The 14,605-nt window shown below is 72.1% G+C and carries 14 protein-coding genes; 8 read left to right on the top strand and 6 right to left on the bottom strand.

The features are described from left to right. The first annotated feature begins 40 nt into the window (after window positions 1-40). Window positions 41-232 carry a hypothetical protein gene (locus ACW9TB_RS36920; RefSeq protein ID WP_440067296.1) on the top strand — a complete coding sequence of 64 codons (192 nt, stop codon included), beginning with the start codon at window positions 41-43 and terminating at the stop codon, window positions 230-232. Between the two features lie 64 nt (window positions 233-296). On the opposite strand, the gene ACW9TB_RS36915 is transcribed toward ACW9TB_RS36920, so the two are convergent. Together ACW9TB_RS36915 and ACW9TB_RS36910 are read right to left on the bottom strand one after the other, a co-directional pair. Next, window positions 297-608: a DUF3817 domain-containing protein gene (locus ACW9TB_RS36915; protein WP_472752762.1), complete on the bottom strand. Its 312-nt coding sequence runs from the start codon at window positions 606-608 to the stop codon at window positions 297-299. Window positions 609-694: 86 nt separating this feature from the next. Further along, the gene (locus ACW9TB_RS36910; protein ID WP_472752761.1) at window positions 695-1,492 is read right to left on the bottom strand and encodes an SURF1 family protein; all 798 of its coding nucleotides are present in this window, start codon (window positions 1,490-1,492) and stop codon (window positions 695-697) included. 208 nt (window positions 1,493-1,700) lie between these two features. On the opposite strand from ACW9TB_RS36910, the gene ACW9TB_RS36905 reads away from it, so the two are divergent. Further along, the gene (locus tag ACW9TB_RS36905; protein ID WP_329425724.1) at window positions 1,701-1,877 is read left to right on the top strand and encodes a hypothetical protein; all 177 of its coding nucleotides are present in this window, start codon (window positions 1,701-1,703) and stop codon (window positions 1,875-1,877) included. Between the two features lie 159 nt (window positions 1,878-2,036). On the opposite strand, the gene ACW9TB_RS36900 is transcribed toward ACW9TB_RS36905, so the two are convergent. Then, complete coding sequence (locus tag ACW9TB_RS36900; RefSeq protein WP_472752760.1) at window positions 2,037-3,803, bottom strand: gamma-glutamyltransferase family protein; 1,767 nt, start codon at window positions 3,801-3,803, stop codon at window positions 2,037-2,039. A 131-nt stretch (window positions 3,804-3,934) separates the two neighbouring features. On the opposite strand from ACW9TB_RS36900, the gene ACW9TB_RS36895 reads away from it, so the two are divergent. From ACW9TB_RS36895 to ACW9TB_RS36875, 5 genes are all read left to right on the top strand, one after another. After that, window positions 3,935-5,071, top strand: a complete 1,137-nt coding sequence (locus tag ACW9TB_RS36895; protein ID WP_472752759.1) for a sensor histidine kinase — start codon at window positions 3,935-3,937, stop codon at window positions 5,069-5,071. After that, window positions 5,068-5,715, top strand: coding sequence for a response regulator (locus ACW9TB_RS36890; protein WP_472752758.1), 648 nt, complete (start codon window positions 5,068-5,070; stop codon window positions 5,713-5,715). Before ACW9TB_RS36895 ends, ACW9TB_RS36890 begins: the two co-directional genes overlap by 4 nt. A 321-nt stretch (window positions 5,716-6,036) precedes the next feature. Beyond that, complete coding sequence (locus ACW9TB_RS36885) at window positions 6,037-6,318, top strand: SHOCT domain-containing protein (protein ID WP_472752757.1); 282 nt, start codon at window positions 6,037-6,039, stop codon at window positions 6,316-6,318. Window positions 6,319-6,458: 140 nt separating this feature from the next. Further along, the gene (locus tag ACW9TB_RS36880; protein WP_472752756.1) at window positions 6,459-7,556 is read left to right on the top strand and encodes a sulfite exporter TauE/SafE family protein; all 1,098 of its coding nucleotides are present in this window, start codon (window positions 6,459-6,461) and stop codon (window positions 7,554-7,556) included. Window positions 7,557-7,757: 201 nt separating this feature from the next. Next, a complete protein-coding gene (locus ACW9TB_RS36875) occupies window positions 7,758-9,170 on the top strand; it encodes a tetratricopeptide repeat protein (protein ID WP_472752755.1) in 1,413 nt (470 codons plus the stop codon). Between the two features lie 41 nt (window positions 9,171-9,211). Here ACW9TB_RS36875 and ald read toward each other — a convergent pair whose 3' ends face one another. Together ald and ACW9TB_RS36865 are read right to left on the bottom strand one after the other, a co-directional pair. Continuing rightward, complete coding sequence (gene ald / locus ACW9TB_RS36870; protein ID WP_472752754.1) at window positions 9,212-10,327, bottom strand: alanine dehydrogenase; 1,116 nt, start codon at window positions 10,325-10,327, stop codon at window positions 9,212-9,214. A 214-nt stretch (window positions 10,328-10,541) separates the two neighbouring features. Further along, a complete protein-coding gene (locus tag ACW9TB_RS36865; protein WP_472752753.1) occupies window positions 10,542-11,936 on the bottom strand; it encodes an aspartate aminotransferase family protein in 1,395 nt (464 codons plus the stop codon). A gap of 281 nt (window positions 11,937-12,217) precedes the next feature. Between ACW9TB_RS36865 and ACW9TB_RS36860 the strand changes: the two genes are divergently transcribed. After that, window positions 12,218-13,564, top strand: coding sequence for a M20/M25/M40 family metallo-hydrolase (locus ACW9TB_RS36860; RefSeq protein ID WP_472752752.1), 1,347 nt, complete (start codon window positions 12,218-12,220; stop codon window positions 13,562-13,564). An 84-nt stretch (window positions 13,565-13,648) separates the two neighbouring features. Here ACW9TB_RS36860 and ACW9TB_RS36855 read toward each other — a convergent pair whose 3' ends face one another. Further along, entirely contained in the window at window positions 13,649-14,548 is a 900-nt protein-coding gene (locus tag ACW9TB_RS36855) for a hypothetical protein (protein ID WP_472752751.1), read from the bottom strand. Window positions 14,549-14,605: the final 57 nt, after the last annotated feature.

Raw genomic sequence — 14,605 nt, 5'->3', positions numbered from 1 at the left:
ACAGACGGGGCGTCCGCCCCGCGTTCGGAGGATGTTGAGGATGTCGCCCGTCCAGAAGTACGCGATCGGCGCCGGAGCAGTGGTGTTCCTGTCGTGGCTGTTCCTGCCAGGTTTCGTGACGCTGCTGATCCTCCTGGGCGTCGTCGCCGCCCCGGTCGTCGGCTACCTGATGCTCGACCCGTCACAGCGCGAGCGCCTCAAGCGCTCGCGCCGCCGGGGTCTCGGCCGCTGACGCGGCGGCGCCCCGCACGGCCCGGCCTCGCGGTCCCGCGTCTCCGGGCCGTGCGCCGGGCCGGTCAGGCGGTGGCGGCCGCGAGCTCCGACTGGACGCGGTGGGTGACCTTGCGCTCGAACACGAACGAGAGCAGCGGCACGGTACCCGCGAGCATCACCCCGAGGATGTACTGCCACGTCCAGCGCGCCTTCATGCCCAGGTTCATCGCGGCCACGAGATAGAGCATGTAGAGGAAGCCGTGGATCGGAGAGACGATCTTCGAGGGCTGCTCGATGCCGAAGCCGTACCTGAGCACGATGCAGGTGACCAGGACGAGCAGCATCACGCCGACGATGTAGGCCAGGATGCGAAAGGGCTTGAGAGCGGATTCCACTGTCGGTTACCTCGGTGTCGGGGTTCGGTTCACGGGGCGGTACGGGCTGGCGGGTCCTGGTCTGCGGCGAGACGGGCGGGCCCGGTTCACGGGGCGGTACGGGCCGGCAGGGCGGGGGTCTCCGGCTCGGGAGCGGCGACGCCCCCGGGATCGGGATCACCCTCCCGCGTACGGCCGCGCAGGGCGTCACGGACGAAGTGCCACCACATGAAGACCGCGAAGAGCCCGAAGATCCACCACTGGGCGGCGTAGGCGAGGTTCCGCCAGGTGAGCCCGCCGGGCTCGGTCGGCGGGGGGACGCTCACCGGCCTGGCCGCGACCTCGGGGGCCGGTGACTGGGTGGCGGCGACCACGAACCCGTCACGCAGCCTCGTCCCCCGCCAGAGGTTGATCAGTTCGGCCGACGACACGGTCAGCACCTGCCCCGGCGGCAGCTGCCGGGTCCGGCGCTGGACGCTGTCGGTGGCCTCCGAGGCCTGCAGGCGCCCGCCGAGGGTCACTTTGCCCTCTGCCGGGGCCGTGACGGCGGGGTCTCCCGCCGTGGCCACCCAGCCGCGTACGACCGGGATGGAGGTGCCGTCGCCGAGGTCGAGCGGGGCGAGCAGCCACAGGCCCCCGTCGCGCTCGGCCACCAGGAGCTGTTTCGAGGCGTCGAAGGTGCCCTCGGCGGTCACCCGGCGGCTGACGGCGTCGGCCGTCATGTGCTCTCCGGGCGCGGTGAGGGTGGTGACCGCCACGGGGGCGGGGTCGAGCAGCGACTGGGGCCTGCCGGAGTCCTCGAAGACACCCAGCTGCCACCTGCCCAGCAGCCCGCACACGACGAGGGCCCCGACCGCGAGCAGGTGGAGCACCACCACGCGGGCGGAGAACAGGATGCGGAGCATGACACCACGCTATCCGCCCGGGTCGGCGGTCCGGTCCCCAGCACCCGTCCCCGGCGCCCGGCACCGGCCCGTTCACCCGTCCGCGCGGCCTTCCGGCGCCCCGGCGCACGGCCGGGTACCCGCCCTCGGCCCGGTACCGGGACATCGCTTCCCGTGAAAGTGGACAAATCAGTGTTGGGAGGTATCCCGTATCGCTAAAGTCATCCCCATGTCTGATCCTCAGCAGATTGACCCCGCGGGCAACACCCAGGCGTTCCGCGCGTTCGCCCAGCGCAAGGACCCGGAGGCCGCTCCCGAGAAGCGGTCGCTCGCCCTGCCGATCACCGCGGCGGTGGTGGTCGCGGTGCTGGTCGTCGTCGCCGTGGCCGCGTACCTGCTGCTCTAACGACTGAAGAGTCCGCAGCGCCGACGGCATCGCCCTCGGCGCTTTTCGCGTTCCCCGACGTTCCCGGTGACGCCCCGCCTGCGGGAAACACCATGCGCGCGCTCACCAAGGGTCCGTCCGCGCCGTCACGCACGGTGACGGCGCGAACGGACGCGGCCCCTATCTGCGCTCGTTCACCACCAGCGCGCTGCCTCCGCCGCGACGGGTCGGCTCCGCCACCGCCTGGAGTTTCCCGTGCCGCAGGAACTCGACGGCCGTGGCCGCGCCGATCTCGGGGTTCAGCACGAGGCTGTGGCCCCGGGCGGTGAGCTCGGCGCCGTAGCGGTCGATGAAGGCCTGCTCCGCCTGGGTCTGGGCGGTGTTGCGCTGGGTGGCCCTGGGCGCGGCGAGCGCCTCGGGGAGCGACATGCCGAGGTCCCAGCGGTTGACCAGGATCTGCAGCACCGTGGTGATGATCGTCGAACCGCCGGGGGAACCCAGCGCGAGCAGCGGCCTGCCGTCGTCCAGGACGATCGTCGGCGCCATCGAGGAACGGGGCCGCTTGCCCGGCGCGGGCAGGTTCGGGTCACCGGGGGCCGGGCCGAAGGTGAAGTCGGTCAGCTCGTTGTTGAGCAGGAAGCCCCGGCCGGGGACGACGATGCCGTTGCCGCCGGTCGACTCGATGGTGATGTTGTAGGCGACCACGTTGCCCCACCGGTCCGTGACCACCAGGTGCGTGGTCTCCGGCCCCTCGGGGGCCGACGGGGTGGCCTCCGCCGAGGGCGCGGGCGCGCACGGCCCGTACGTCCCGTCGGGGTTGCCCGGCGCGGCCGGGCTCGTCAGCGCCCGCTCGCCGATCAGGCAGGCCCGCTCCTTGGCGAACCCGTCGGACAGCAGCTCCTTGAGCGGGACGCCCGGGATGTCGCCGACGTACTTGCCCCGGTCGGCGAAGGAGAGCCTGGACGCCTCCAGGTACTCGTGCTCGCCGACCTTCGGCAGGGCCTCAAGGATGTTGAGCGCCTCCCCGACCGTCGAGCCTCCCGAGGACGGCGGCGCCATGCCGTACACGTCCATGCCCTTGTACGTCACCTTCGTGGGCGGCCGTTCGAGGGCCCGGTAGGCCTTCAGGTCGGGCAGTTCCATCAGCCCAGGCCGCACGTTGCGGGTGGAGCCCGGGGTGACCGGCGGCTTCTTGACCGTGGCCACGATCTCGGCGCCCAGGCCGCCGCCGTACAGCCACTCGCCGCCCTGCCTGCCGAGCCTGCGGTAGGTGTCGGCCAGCTCGGGGTTGCGGAAGGTGGAGCCGACCGGCGGCGGGGCCCCGCCCGGCAGGTAGAGCTTGGCGGTGGAGGTGAAGTCCTTGAAACGGGCGGCGTTGGCTGCGGTCTGGTCGTAGAAGGTCTGGTCGACCTTGAAGCCGTTGGAGGCGACCTCGGTCGCGGGTCTCAGCGCCTGGCGCAGCGAGAGCGTGCCGAACCTGCGCAGCGCCAGCTCCCACTGGGCCACGCTGCCGGGCACCCCCGCGGACAGCCCGCTGGTCACGGCCTCCTCGAACGGGATGCCCTCCAGCGAGGCGGGTCCCATCGCCTTCGGCGCGGTCTCCCTGCCGTCGATCGTGTAGACCTTCTCGCGGCGCGCGTCGTAGTAGACGATGAACCCGCCCCCGGCCAGCCCGGCCGAGTAGGGCTCCGTCACCCCGAGGGTGGCCGCCGCGGCGACCGCCGCGTCCATGGCGTTGCCGCCCTCGCGCAGCACGCCCAGCGCGACCTTGCTGGCGTCGAGGTCGACGGTCGAGACCGCGCCGCCGTAGCCCTCCGCGACGGGTTTCTTCTCCACTCGTGGCCACACCTGCGGCGCCTGTGGAGAGGCGGCGGCGGGTTGGACGAGCAATACGGAACTTCCCACCAGGATCCCCGCCAGGGGGGTGGCGATTCGACGATTGATCATGATGACCTCCCGCAGACAGCTTGACTCAGCCCGAGAGCCTTGTCAGCCCCTTCCCTACCGCGGGGGATGTAGTACCTCATGCGTCACGAGATGGACGCGCCCTCCTGGGGGACGCACGTACAGTGCTGAGCGTGCACGCCAAACCCCGCTGGGCTGAGTCGCTGCTCCCGCTGTTCGCGGGGGTCGCCCAGGTCATGGGCACCCGCGGCGTGCAGTGGTGGCAGGCCCACGACCCGGACATGCTCAGGGTCCCGCTCGACCCGCTGGGCGTCGCGCTGCTGCTGGCCGGGCCCCTGGCCCTGATCGTACGCCGCCGCCGTCCGGTGCTCACCCTGGCCGTCGCGGTGGGCTCGACCATGATCTTCATCGGCCTCGGTCACCCCTACGGCCCGGTCTTCCTCAGCCCGGTCATCGCGTTCCACACCGCCGTGGTGAGCGGCCACCGGCGGGCGGCCTGGTCGACCTGGGGCCTGGTCTTCGTGTTCTTCGTGGTTTACACGTCCTGGTTCGCCCCCGTCCGTACGACCGGGTGGTTCCACGACCTCACGGTGGGCGCGCTGATGAGCCTGGTCCTGGTGGTGGCGGAGTTCTCGCGGGCCAGGAGGGAACGGCAGGCCGAGCGCGCGCGGGTGGAGGAGGAGGAGCTGCGGCGGCAGGCCAGCGAGGAGCGGCTCACCATGGCGCAGGAGCTGCACGACGTGCTCGCGCACAACATCTCCCTCATCCACGTGCAGGCGTCCACCGCGCTGCACCTCATCGACGATCACCCCGAGCAGGCGCGGACCGCGCTCACCACGATCAAACAGGCGTCCAAGGACGTGCTGACCGAGATGCGGTCGGTGCTCAACGTCCTGCGCGACGGCGCGCCCCGCTCCCCCACCGCCGGGCTGGACCGGCTCGACGAGCTCGTCGAGCGCAGCGGGCTGCCGGTCACCAAGGAGATCGTCGGCGAGGCCGGGCCGCTGCCTCCCGGCGTCGACCGGGCCGGATATCGCATCGTGCAGGAGGCCCTCACCAACGTCACCCGGCACGCCCCCGGCGCGTCGGTCACGATCGTGCTCCGCTACGACCCCGGCGCGCTGACCGTCCAGGTCACCGACTCGGGCGGCGAAGGCGGCGACGCCCCCGGGGAGAGCCTGGGCAGCGGGAACGGCGTCCCCGGCATGCGGGAGCGGGCCTCGGCCCTCGGGGGGACGCTGACCGCCACGCACCACGGCCGGGGCTTCCGCGTCGAGGCCCGGCTGCCGATCCCGGAGGAGTCCCAATGATCAAAATCGTTCTCGCCGACGACCAGGCCCTCGTCAGGGCCGGGTTCCGTGCCCTGCTGGACGCGCAGCCGGGGATGACCGTGGTGGCCGAGGCCTCCGACGGGGCGCAGGCCCTGCGGCTGGCCGCCGAGCACGAGCCGGACGTGGTCCTGATGGACATCCGCATGCCCGGTATGGACGGCCTGACCGCCACCCGCCAGATGCCCGCCGGGCCGAGGATCATCATCCTGACGACCTTCGAGCTGGACGAGTACGTCTTCGAGGCCCTCCGCGGCGGCGCCAGCGGCTTCCTGGTCAAGGACACCGAACCGGCCGAGCTCATCCAGGCCGTCCGGGTGGTGGCCGGAGGCGACGCCCTGCTCTCCCCCGGCGTGACCCGCCGCCTCATCGCCGAGTACGCGAGCCGCGCCAAGGAGCCGCACCACACCCGCGACCTCGGCCCGCTCACCGACCGCGAGCGCGAGGTCCTCGCCCTGGTCGGCACCGGCATGACCAACGACGAGATCGCGGGCGAGCTCTTCATGAGCCCCGCCACCGCCAAGACCCACGTCAGCCGGGCCATGATGAAACTCCACGCCCGCGACCGCGCCCAGCTGGTCGTCATCGCCTACGAATCCGGCCTCGTCCGCCCCGGCTGGATCTGACGCCCCACCTTTTCCGTGAGCCCCTCACTTCGGCTGGATACGGGGCCATGGAAGCGCGCCACGCGGATCTGAAGCCCCCTCCCGGGACCGCGTCCTGGCGTCTGCCACACACTTTACGTGAACTCTTCGACGCGCCCCCGCCCCTTCCGGGACTGCGAGCCGAGGTGATCGGCGGAAGGCTGGTGATGAGTTCACGGATGCACAGGGCGCACCGTGACAAGCGGGGCGTACGCCACGGGCGGTAGGGCGGGATCAGACGGCGGGGCGATTCGCGGTGGGCGTCGCGGGAGGAGGGTGGGAGGCGTCTAAGGAGGTGAGGACATGGATGTCCTCTCGATGGCCCCCCACTGGGGGCCCGGGCCGTGGTGGCCGGTGTTCCCGGCTTTCTGGATCGCGTTCTGGGTCGTGCTGGGGACGCTCGCGTTCCGGGCCAGGCGTAACGGCAGAGGGCCGTGGAGTGCCCGCCGCGCGTCGCCCACGGTCCCGCCGCCCGGCCCGACCGCGGCGGCGGAGCAGATCCTCGCCGAGCGGTACGCACGCGGCGAGATGAGCGGCGACGAGTATTTCGAACGCATGTCGGTGCTGCGGAGCGGCGTCGCCTGAGCGCGCGCCCGGCGGTCCGCGACGGCGGCCGAACCGGTCGAACCGGCAGACAGGCGAACAACCCGGGCACCGGGACCTGGACGTCCGGTAAGGACAGCGTGAGCGCTCGGTAAGGAAATGTCACCATCGGTAATCCTCTGGTGAGATTACGTTGGGTCCGTGGGGATCGGGATGGTTACCGGGGATGTCCGCTGAGCGCGGGACCGGCCGCGCTGTTCGCCGGGGGGCTCGCCGCGGGACTGGTCGCGGGCACGGCCTCGTGCGCGGCCGTGCAGGGCGGCCTGCTCACCGGCCTCACCTCCCGCGGCCGTCCGGCCCGCACCGGCGGGGGCGACGGGAGCGGGCCGGGACCGTCGGGGCCCGCGGTCGTCGCGCTGTTCCTCGCCGGGCGTCTCGGCTCCCACGTGGCGGCCGGGGCCCTGCTCGGACTGGCCGGTTCCGCCGTACGGCTGGGCCCGCAGGTCAGGGCCGCGCTGCTCGTCGCGGCCGGGATCGCGGTCGTGTTCTTCGGAGTCCGCCTGTTCGGCCGCGAGCCGGAGAGCGGATGCCACCCAGGCACCGCGCCGGAGAGCGAATGCCACCCGGGCACCGCGCCGGGCGGGCGTACGTCCCGGTGGGGCGGCGTGTCCGGGATCGCCGCCCCCACGCCCAGGGCGCTGGCACTCGGGGCCGCGACGATCCTGCTGCCGTGCGGGGTGACGCTCAGCACCGAGATGGTGGCGGTCTCCAGCGGGTCCGCGCTGGGCGGGAGCGCGGTGATGGCGGGGTTCGTGGCGGGGACGGCGCCCGCGTTCGCGCTTCTCGGGCTGGTCCTGCGGCGGGCCGCGGCCACCAGGCTGGCGGCGCTCGCGGGGGTCGTCGCGCTGGCGGCGGGCCTGTGGACGATCTCCTCGGGGCTGAGCCTCGGCGGGTGGCTCCCCGGATCCGGTGGCCCGGCGCGGGTGATGGGCGACGCGGGAGGGCCAACGGCCGCCCCGGCAGGATACGGCGGTGTCCAGCGTGTCGAGGTCTGGGCCACCGGCCGGGGCTACCGGCCGGGCGTGGTGACCGCCCGCGCGGGGGTTCCCACCGACCTCGTCTTCCACCTGGAGGGCGTCCCCGGCTGCACCCGTACGCTCACGATCGACGGCCGGGACGTGGCACTGCCCGCCACCGTACGGCTGGGCGCGCGGGACGCGGGCTCCCTGCGCTATGTCTGCTCGATGGGCATGTACGTGGGTTTCATCCGTTTCGTCTAGCCCCCTTCGCTCGACCGGCTTCGTCTGACCTTCTCCGCCTGCCCCTCTACGTCTGAACAGCTCCGTCTGACCACCTTCGTCCGCGCATCGGACGCACCCGGGCGGACCGGCGGACGTAAGTCCGCGATTACCCTCCGCCACCGAGCGGTTACGTGGCACCCTGTGATCCGTCGGCCGCGTGCCGTCGGCGAGGAGGGTGACATGGGGTGGTGGCCTGACGACCCGGAGACGACCGCGGGGCTGATACCCACCCCCCGGAGCACCGAGCACGAGACCGACGCGGACGGCGAGACGGATCTGCTGCTCGCCGCGCACGGCGGTGACGTACAGGCCGCCCACCTGCTCGGCCGTCACTTCGCGCAGCGGGGCGACCGCTCGGCGGCGCGGCACTGGTGGGAGCGCGCCGCAGCTGCCGGAAACCTCGACAGCGCCTACAACCTGGGCATCTGGCACGAGAAGCACGGCACCCCCGCGGAGGCCGTGAGGTGGTACGAGCTGGCGGCGAACGCCGGGGACGTCGAGGCCGCGGTGAACCTGGCGACCCTCCTGCTCGACCAGCACGGCGACGTCCCGGCCGCCCGGCGGTGGTTCGAGACGGCGGCCGGGGCGGGCTCCCGCGTGGCGACCAGGCGGCTCGCGCTGCTCTGCGAGGACGGCGGCGAGGTGAAGGCCGCCGGGGAGTGGCACCGCAGGGCCGCGATGGACGGCGACCTGGCCTCGGCCCACGACCTCGGCTTCCTCGCCTACGCCTCCGGGGAGGAGGACGAGACGCTGCGCTGGTGGGAGCTGGCCGCCCGGAGCGGCCACGCCGACGCGGCCTACCACCTCGGGCTGTTCCTCCAGGCCAACCGCGATCCCGAGGGGGCGGAGGCGTTCTTCCGGCTGGCCGCCAGGAACGAGCACCCCGGCGCGGCGTCCCAGCTCGGCGGGATCGCGCTCTCCCTCGGCGACCTGCGCACCGCGCGCGCCTGGTTCGAGCGGGCGGCCTGCACCGGCAGGATCGACGACCAGCGGACGGCCGGGTTCGTGTGCGTGGAGATGAGCGACGCGCAGGGGGCAGGCCACTGGTTCAGCCGGGCCGCGGCGAGCGGCGACCCGGAGGCCGCCTTCAATTTCGGCCTGCTGCTTATCGCCGAGCACAGCGATCTGCAGGGCGGGCAGCACTGGTTCCGTCAGGCGGCACAGGCCGGGCACCACCGGGCCGCGGTCGAGCTGGCCGCGCTGCTGTCCGCCGCGGGTTTCTCCCGCGAGGCGGAGCGGTGGCTGTCCGACCCGCCCTCTCCCCTGTGGGGCCGGACCACCGAGCCCGAGCTCGTCGCCCGCGCCGAGCTGGCCTCGGCCGCCGTCGCCCGGCGGGGCGGAGCCCCCCTGAGGATCGCCGACCTGACCGAAATTCTCGGCACCTGGGATCTCGTCACCCGGCCACTGCGCGACCACACCGACGTCACGGCGTGGCTGACCGAGCGGAGCGGGCTGCCGTCGGGCGCGATCGAGCACCTGGCGTCCGTACGGGCCACGCTGTTGCGTCCCGGTGGCGCTCCCTGGCCGACCCCGGTGGAGATCGAGCACGTCCTGGTCACCGCCCGCGCCCTGCGCTCCGGCCTGTCGCCGTGACCGGCGCCGCCGAAGCGCGGGACGTACGGAACCCCGGTGGCTCAGGCGGCGATGACCTCGGAGACCGGCACGTACGGCAGGTCGAGGGCGATGGCGACCTGCTCGTTGGTGAGCCGTCCCGCGTGGGTGTTGAGGCCCAGCGCGAGGGAGGCGTCCCGCTGGAGCGCGGTCTTCCAGCCGAGACCGGCCAGCTTGACCGCGTAGGGCAGCGTGGCGTTGGTCAGCGCGTAGGTGGAGGTGTTGGCGACGGACCCCGGCATGTTGGCCACGCAGTAGAAGATCGAGTTGTGGACCCGGTAGGTCGGCTCGGCGTGCGTGGTCGGGCGGGAGTCCTCGAAGCAGCCGCCCTGGTCGATGGCGATGTCGACGAGCACGGAGCCCGGCTTCATGCGGGAGACCAGCTCGTTGGAGACGAGGGTCGGGGCCTTGGCGCCGGGGATGAGCACGGCGCCGATGACCAGGTCGGCCTCCAGGACCTCCTTCTCGATCGCGTACGAGGTCGAGACGAGGGTCTTGAGGCGGCCCTGGTAGATGGCGTCGATGAAGCGCAGGCGGTCGATGTTGAGGTCGAGGACGGTGACGTCCGCGCCCATGCCGACCGCGATCTGCGCGGCGTTGAGCCCGGAGACGCCCGCGCCGATGACGACGACCTTGGCGGGGGCCACGCCGGGCACGCCGCCGGGCAGCACGCCGCGCCCGCCGTTGAAGCGCATGAGGTTGTAGGCGCCGACCTGCGGGGCGAGGCGGCCCGCGACCTCGGACATCGGGGCGAGCAGCGGCAGGGTGTTGCCGACCTGGACGGTCTCGTACGCGATGCCGGTGACCTGGCGGTCGAGGAGGGCGTCGGTGCACTCGCGGCCCGCCGCGAGGTGCAGGTAGGTGAAGAGCACCTGGCCGGGGCGCATGCGGTGGTACTCCTCCGCGATGGGCTCCTTCACCTTGAGGATCATCTCGGCCTGGTCCCACACCTCGTCGGCGCTGTCGAGGATCTTGGCCCCGGCGAAGAGGTACTCCTCGTCGGTGAGGTGCGAGCCGAGGCCCGCGTCGCGCTGGATGTAGACGTCGTGGCCGTGACGGACAAGCTCGTGCACGCCCGCCGGGGTCGCGGCGACGCGGTACTCGTGGTTCTTGACCTCGGCAGGCACGCCGATCTTCATGGGATTTCCTTTCGTTGTTTCGACGGAGTGGCACGGCGGGGTGTCCGCGGGTGCGGTGCGGTCACTCCGGCGGACATGGCGCCGGGCTCGTCTCCGGGCAGGCGGCCCACGCGGTGGTCGACCGGCGGGAGGGCCGCCGAGAGAACGGAGGAGGTGGTACGGCGCGTCCTCCGGGCCGCGCGTGGCGGTCCGGAGGGGGCGCGGCCGTGCGCGCTCAGAGGCGGCTCCATGCCTCCGTCAGCACCGAGCGGAGGATGGACTCGATCTCGTCGAACTCCTTGGGGCCGCAGATGAGCGGCGGGGCGAGCTGGATGACCGGGTCGCCCCGGTCGTCGGCGCGGCAGTACAGGCCCGCCTCGTAGAGGGCGCCGGAGAGGAAGCTCCTGATGAGGCGCTCGGACTCGTCGGTGGTGAAGGTCTCCTTGGTGACCTTGTCCTTGACGAGCTCGATGCCCCAGAAGTAGCCGGAGCCGCGCACGTCGCCGACGATCGGCAGGTCGCGGAGACGCTCCAGGGTGGAGCGGAAGACCGGCTCGTTGCGGGTGACGTGGCCGAGCAGGTCCTCCCGCTCGAACAGGTCGAGGTTGGCCAGCGCGACGGCCGAGGAGACCGGGTGTCCGCCGAAGGTGTAGCCGTGGGCGAACATCTCGGTGCCGTTCTTGAACGGCTCGAAGAGGCGATCGGAGGCGATCATGGCGCCGATCGGCGAGTAACCGCTGGTCATGCCCTTGGCGCAGGTGATGATGTCGGGGACGTAGTCGAACTTCTGCCCGCCGAACATGGTGCCGAGGCGGCCGAAGGCGCAGATGACCTCGTCCGAGACGAGCAGGACGTCGTACTCGTCGCAGATCTCGCGCAGGCGCTGGAAGTATCCGGGGGGCGGCGGGAAGCAGCCGCCCGCGTTCTGCACCGGTTCGACGAAGACGGCGGCCACGGTGTCGGGGCCCTCCATCTCGATGGCGCGGGCGACGCGCTCGGCGGCCCAGTAGCCGTACTGCTCGGGCGTCATGCCGGGCACGCCGGTGATCTCGTCGGCGCGGTAGTGGTTGGTGTTGGGCACCCTGACGGAGCCCGGGACCAGCGGCTCGAACATCTGCTTGAAGGCCGGGATGCCGGTGATCGACAGGGCGCCCTGCGGGGTGCCGTGGTAGGCGATCTGGCGGCTGATGACCTTGTGCTTGAGCGGCCTGCCAGTGATCTTGAAGTACTGCTTGGCGAGTTTCCACGCGCTCTCGACAGCCTCGCCGCCGCCGGTGGTGAAGAAGACGCGGTTGAGGTCGCCGGGGGTCTCCGCGGCGAGACGCTGGGCCAGCTCGACGGCCTTGGGGTGCGCGTACGACCACAGCGGGAAGAACGCCAGCTCCTGGGCCTGCTTGGCGGCGGCCTCGGCCAGCTCGCTGCGGCCGTGCCCCGCCTGGACCACGAAGAGCCCGGCGAGACCGTCGAGGTAGCGCTTGCCGTGCACGTCGTAGATGTAGGAGCCCTCACCCCGCACGATCATCGGCACCTCGGCGCCCTCGTACGAGCTGTGCCGGGTGAAGTGCATCCACAGGTTGTCCTGCGCGGCCTTCATGAGCGAGGTCACGTCGGTGTTTTCAGGGTGCGTCATCACGATCTTCCCTCGTTGAGCTGAGCTTCCAACAGTCTGCACGCCAGAACGTCTCTTGCCAAGTGAAAACGTGGCATTAAAGTGCGAGAACCTCGGAATCCGCAAAACCACTATGTAACAACGACGAAATCCGCGATCAGGCGAGAAGGGCATCCGATCATTGCCCAAACCCCGGTTCCACTTGGCGGAACCCTGGTGTGCTGGAATCGTGCGCGAGAGCGGCCGTACCGGCGGTTGTGATCCAATAGGACGCACCAGATATTGAGATGCGGGGGAAAGTCGTGACTCCTGACGAGATCGAGAACGCCGTCACCACCGGCCTGCCCCAGGCGGTGGCGGACCTCAAACGGCTCGTCTCCATCCCCTCGGTGGCCTTCCCCGGCCACCCCGACGAGCCCATGCACGCGGCCGCCGCGCTGACCGAGGAGCTGCTGCGGAGCACCGGCCTGCCGCACGTCCGGCAGATCCCCATCGAGGGCAGCTTCCCCGCCGTCTACGCCGAGGCCCCCGCCCCGCCCGGCGCGCCGACCGTGCTCCTGTACGCGCACTACGACGTGCAGCCCACCGGCGACCTCGCGCTCTGGCGCACCCCGCCCTTCGAGCCGACGGAGATCGACGGCGCGATCCACGGCCGTGGCGCGGCCGACGACAAGTCGGGCGTCATCTCCCACGTCGCGGCCCTCCGCGCCTTCCAGGGGCGCTTCCCGGTCGGCGTCAAGGTCATCATCGAGGGCCAGGAGGAGTACGCGGGCGAGCGCCTGGAGGCCTTCGTCGAGCAGAACCCCGAGCTGTTCCGCGCCGACGCGATCGTGGTCGCCGACACCGGCAACCCCCGGGTGGGCGACCCGTCGGTGACGACCTCGCTGCGCGGCACGGGCGCCTTCACCGTCGAGGTACGCACCCTCAAGGACTCGCTGCACAGCGGCTCGTTCGGCGGCGCCGCCCCCGACGCCCTCGCGGCGCTGATCCGGATGCTCGCCGCCCTGCACGACGACCACGGCGACATCCGCGTCCCCGGCCTGCCGCGCGGCAGCTTCCTCGGCTCCGGCCCGTCGGAGGAGGAGTTCCGCGCCACCGCGGGCGTGCTCGACGGCGTCTCCACGGTCGGCTCGGGCTCGCTGGCCGACCGCCTGTGGGCCTCGTACGCGATCACGGTCACCGGCCTGGACGTGCCGACGGTCTCCGGTGCGATCAACGCGGTCCAGGCCGTCGCCAGGGCCAGGGTGACCGTGCGGGTGCCCCCGGCCGGAGACCCGAAGACGACCGTCGAGGCCGTCGTCGACTTCCTGCGGCAGGTGGCCCCCTGGGGCGTCCAGGTGGAGGTCGGCGACTACACCATGGGCTCCGGCTACCTCGCCGACACCGGCGGCGCGGCCCGCTCCGCGCTGAACCGGGCGATGGAACGCGCCTTCGGCCGCCCCCCGCGCGACGTCGGCGCCGGTGGCTCGATCCCGCTCGTCTCCACCTTCGTCAGGCAGTTCCCGGCCGCCACGATCCTGCTCTTCGGCGCCGAGGACGACGACGCGGCGATCCACGCCCCCAACGAGCGCGTCAACCTCGAAGAACTCCGCCGCACCGCCATCACCGAGGCCCTCTTCCTCCAGGAGTACGGCTCCACGGCCCTCTGACAGACACCCCGGCGCACCCCCGGGACCGCAAGGTCCCGGGGGCCCGTACGCCGGTCACAGAGGGAGACGGTCGGCCGAGGTGGCTCACACCGGGTCGACGAAGACGAGGGGGAGCTTCAGCCATATGTCGACGCTCACCTTGCCGCAGGCTCCCGGGCTGCACCAGGAGTCGCAGTTCGCCCAGGCGCCGATCGTGACCACGTAGGGGCGGTTGGCCTCCATGAGGAAGCCCACCTTGAGGTCGGCGGGCGCGTAGCCTCCGTCCCAGCTCTCGATGGGCGCCCCGCCGCTGATGCTCCCGTTGGAGATCTGCGTGGTGGAGAAGTCGGTGACCGGGTTCCCGTCCTGCCAGACCCCCATCTCCAGCCCCCAGCGGAACCACGCCTCCCCGTCGCCCCAGAAGCTCGTCGGCCCCTCCAGCCGGGTCTGGTACTCGTACCTCAGGAAGGGCCGCACCTCGACGGTGGTGGTGACCGGTGTCTGGAGGGTGAGGCTGAACCCGTACGCCCCGTAGGCGTAGTCGGGCTCCCCGTCGATGGACTGCACCCTGAGCGCGTACTCGTCGGCCGGGTCGTGGCCGTACACGAGGGAGCCCCACGTGCTTCCGGTCTTCCAGTATTCGTACGACTGCCCGGTGAAGATCAGCGTCTCCCCGCCCGGCACGATCTCCGAGGCGGACGGGGCGTCGGACGACGGCCGGGACGCGTGTCTCCCCTCCGGCGAGAAGGCGGAGCCGTCCGGCTCCCGGGCGGCGAGGAGGCTTCGCATCGCCTCCCGCCCGGCCTCGTCCTGGGCGACCAGCCGCTGGAGGGTCTCCCCGATCGTCCTCCGCGCGGCCTTGCGCGTCGCCGCCCGTTCCCGCCGGGCCCGCAGCCCGGCCTCGGCCAGGTCCTGCCGCGCCTGGACCGCCTTCCGCGTTTCGGCCTGGACGACCGCCTCGTCGCCGACCGCGACGATTCCCCGCCGTTTCCGCGCCTCCTTCATGCCAGCCGCCCTTCCCTTCGTCCGGTGCCCGTTCCAAGGGCTCCAGCGTCGCCCCGG

This window comes from Streptosporangium sp. H13245, assembly GCF_055690525.1.
The sequence above is the reverse complement of the archived record's forward strand: the minus strand, read 5'-3'. Positions and strand labels throughout refer to the sequence as shown.

Excerpts from the sequence above, each read along its gene's own strand:
- ACW9TB_RS36920 (WP_440067296.1), top strand. The coding sequence starts at position 41 with ATGTCGCCCGTCCAGAAGTACGCGATCGGCGCCGGAGCAGTGGTGTTC.
- ACW9TB_RS36910 (WP_472752761.1), bottom strand. The coding sequence starts at position 1,492 with ATGCTCCGCATCCTGTTCTCCGCCCGCGTGGTGGTGCTCCACCTGCTC.
- ACW9TB_RS36905 (WP_329425724.1), top strand. The coding sequence starts at position 1,701 with ATGTCTGATCCTCAGCAGATTGACCCCGCGGGCAACACCCAGGCGTTC.
- ACW9TB_RS36900 (WP_472752760.1), bottom strand. The coding sequence starts at position 3,803 with ATGATCAATCGTCGAATCGCCACCCCCCTGGCGGGGATCCTGGTGGGA.
- ACW9TB_RS36890 (WP_472752758.1), top strand. The coding sequence starts at position 5,068 with ATGATCAAAATCGTTCTCGCCGACGACCAGGCCCTCGTCAGGGCCGGG.
- ACW9TB_RS36885 (WP_472752757.1), top strand. The coding sequence starts at position 6,037 with ATGGATGTCCTCTCGATGGCCCCCCACTGGGGGCCCGGGCCGTGGTGG.
- ACW9TB_RS36875 (WP_472752755.1), top strand. The coding sequence starts at position 7,758 with ATGGGGTGGTGGCCTGACGACCCGGAGACGACCGCGGGGCTGATACCC.
- ald (WP_472752754.1), bottom strand. The coding sequence starts at position 10,327 with ATGAAGATCGGCGTGCCTGCCGAGGTCAAGAACCACGAGTACCGCGTC.
- ACW9TB_RS36865 (WP_472752753.1), bottom strand. The coding sequence starts at position 11,936 with ATGACGCACCCTGAAAACACCGACGTGACCTCGCTCATGAAGGCCGCG.
- ACW9TB_RS36855 (WP_472752751.1), bottom strand. The coding sequence starts at position 14,548 with ATGAAGGAGGCGCGGAAACGGCGGGGAATCGTCGCGGTCGGCGACGAG.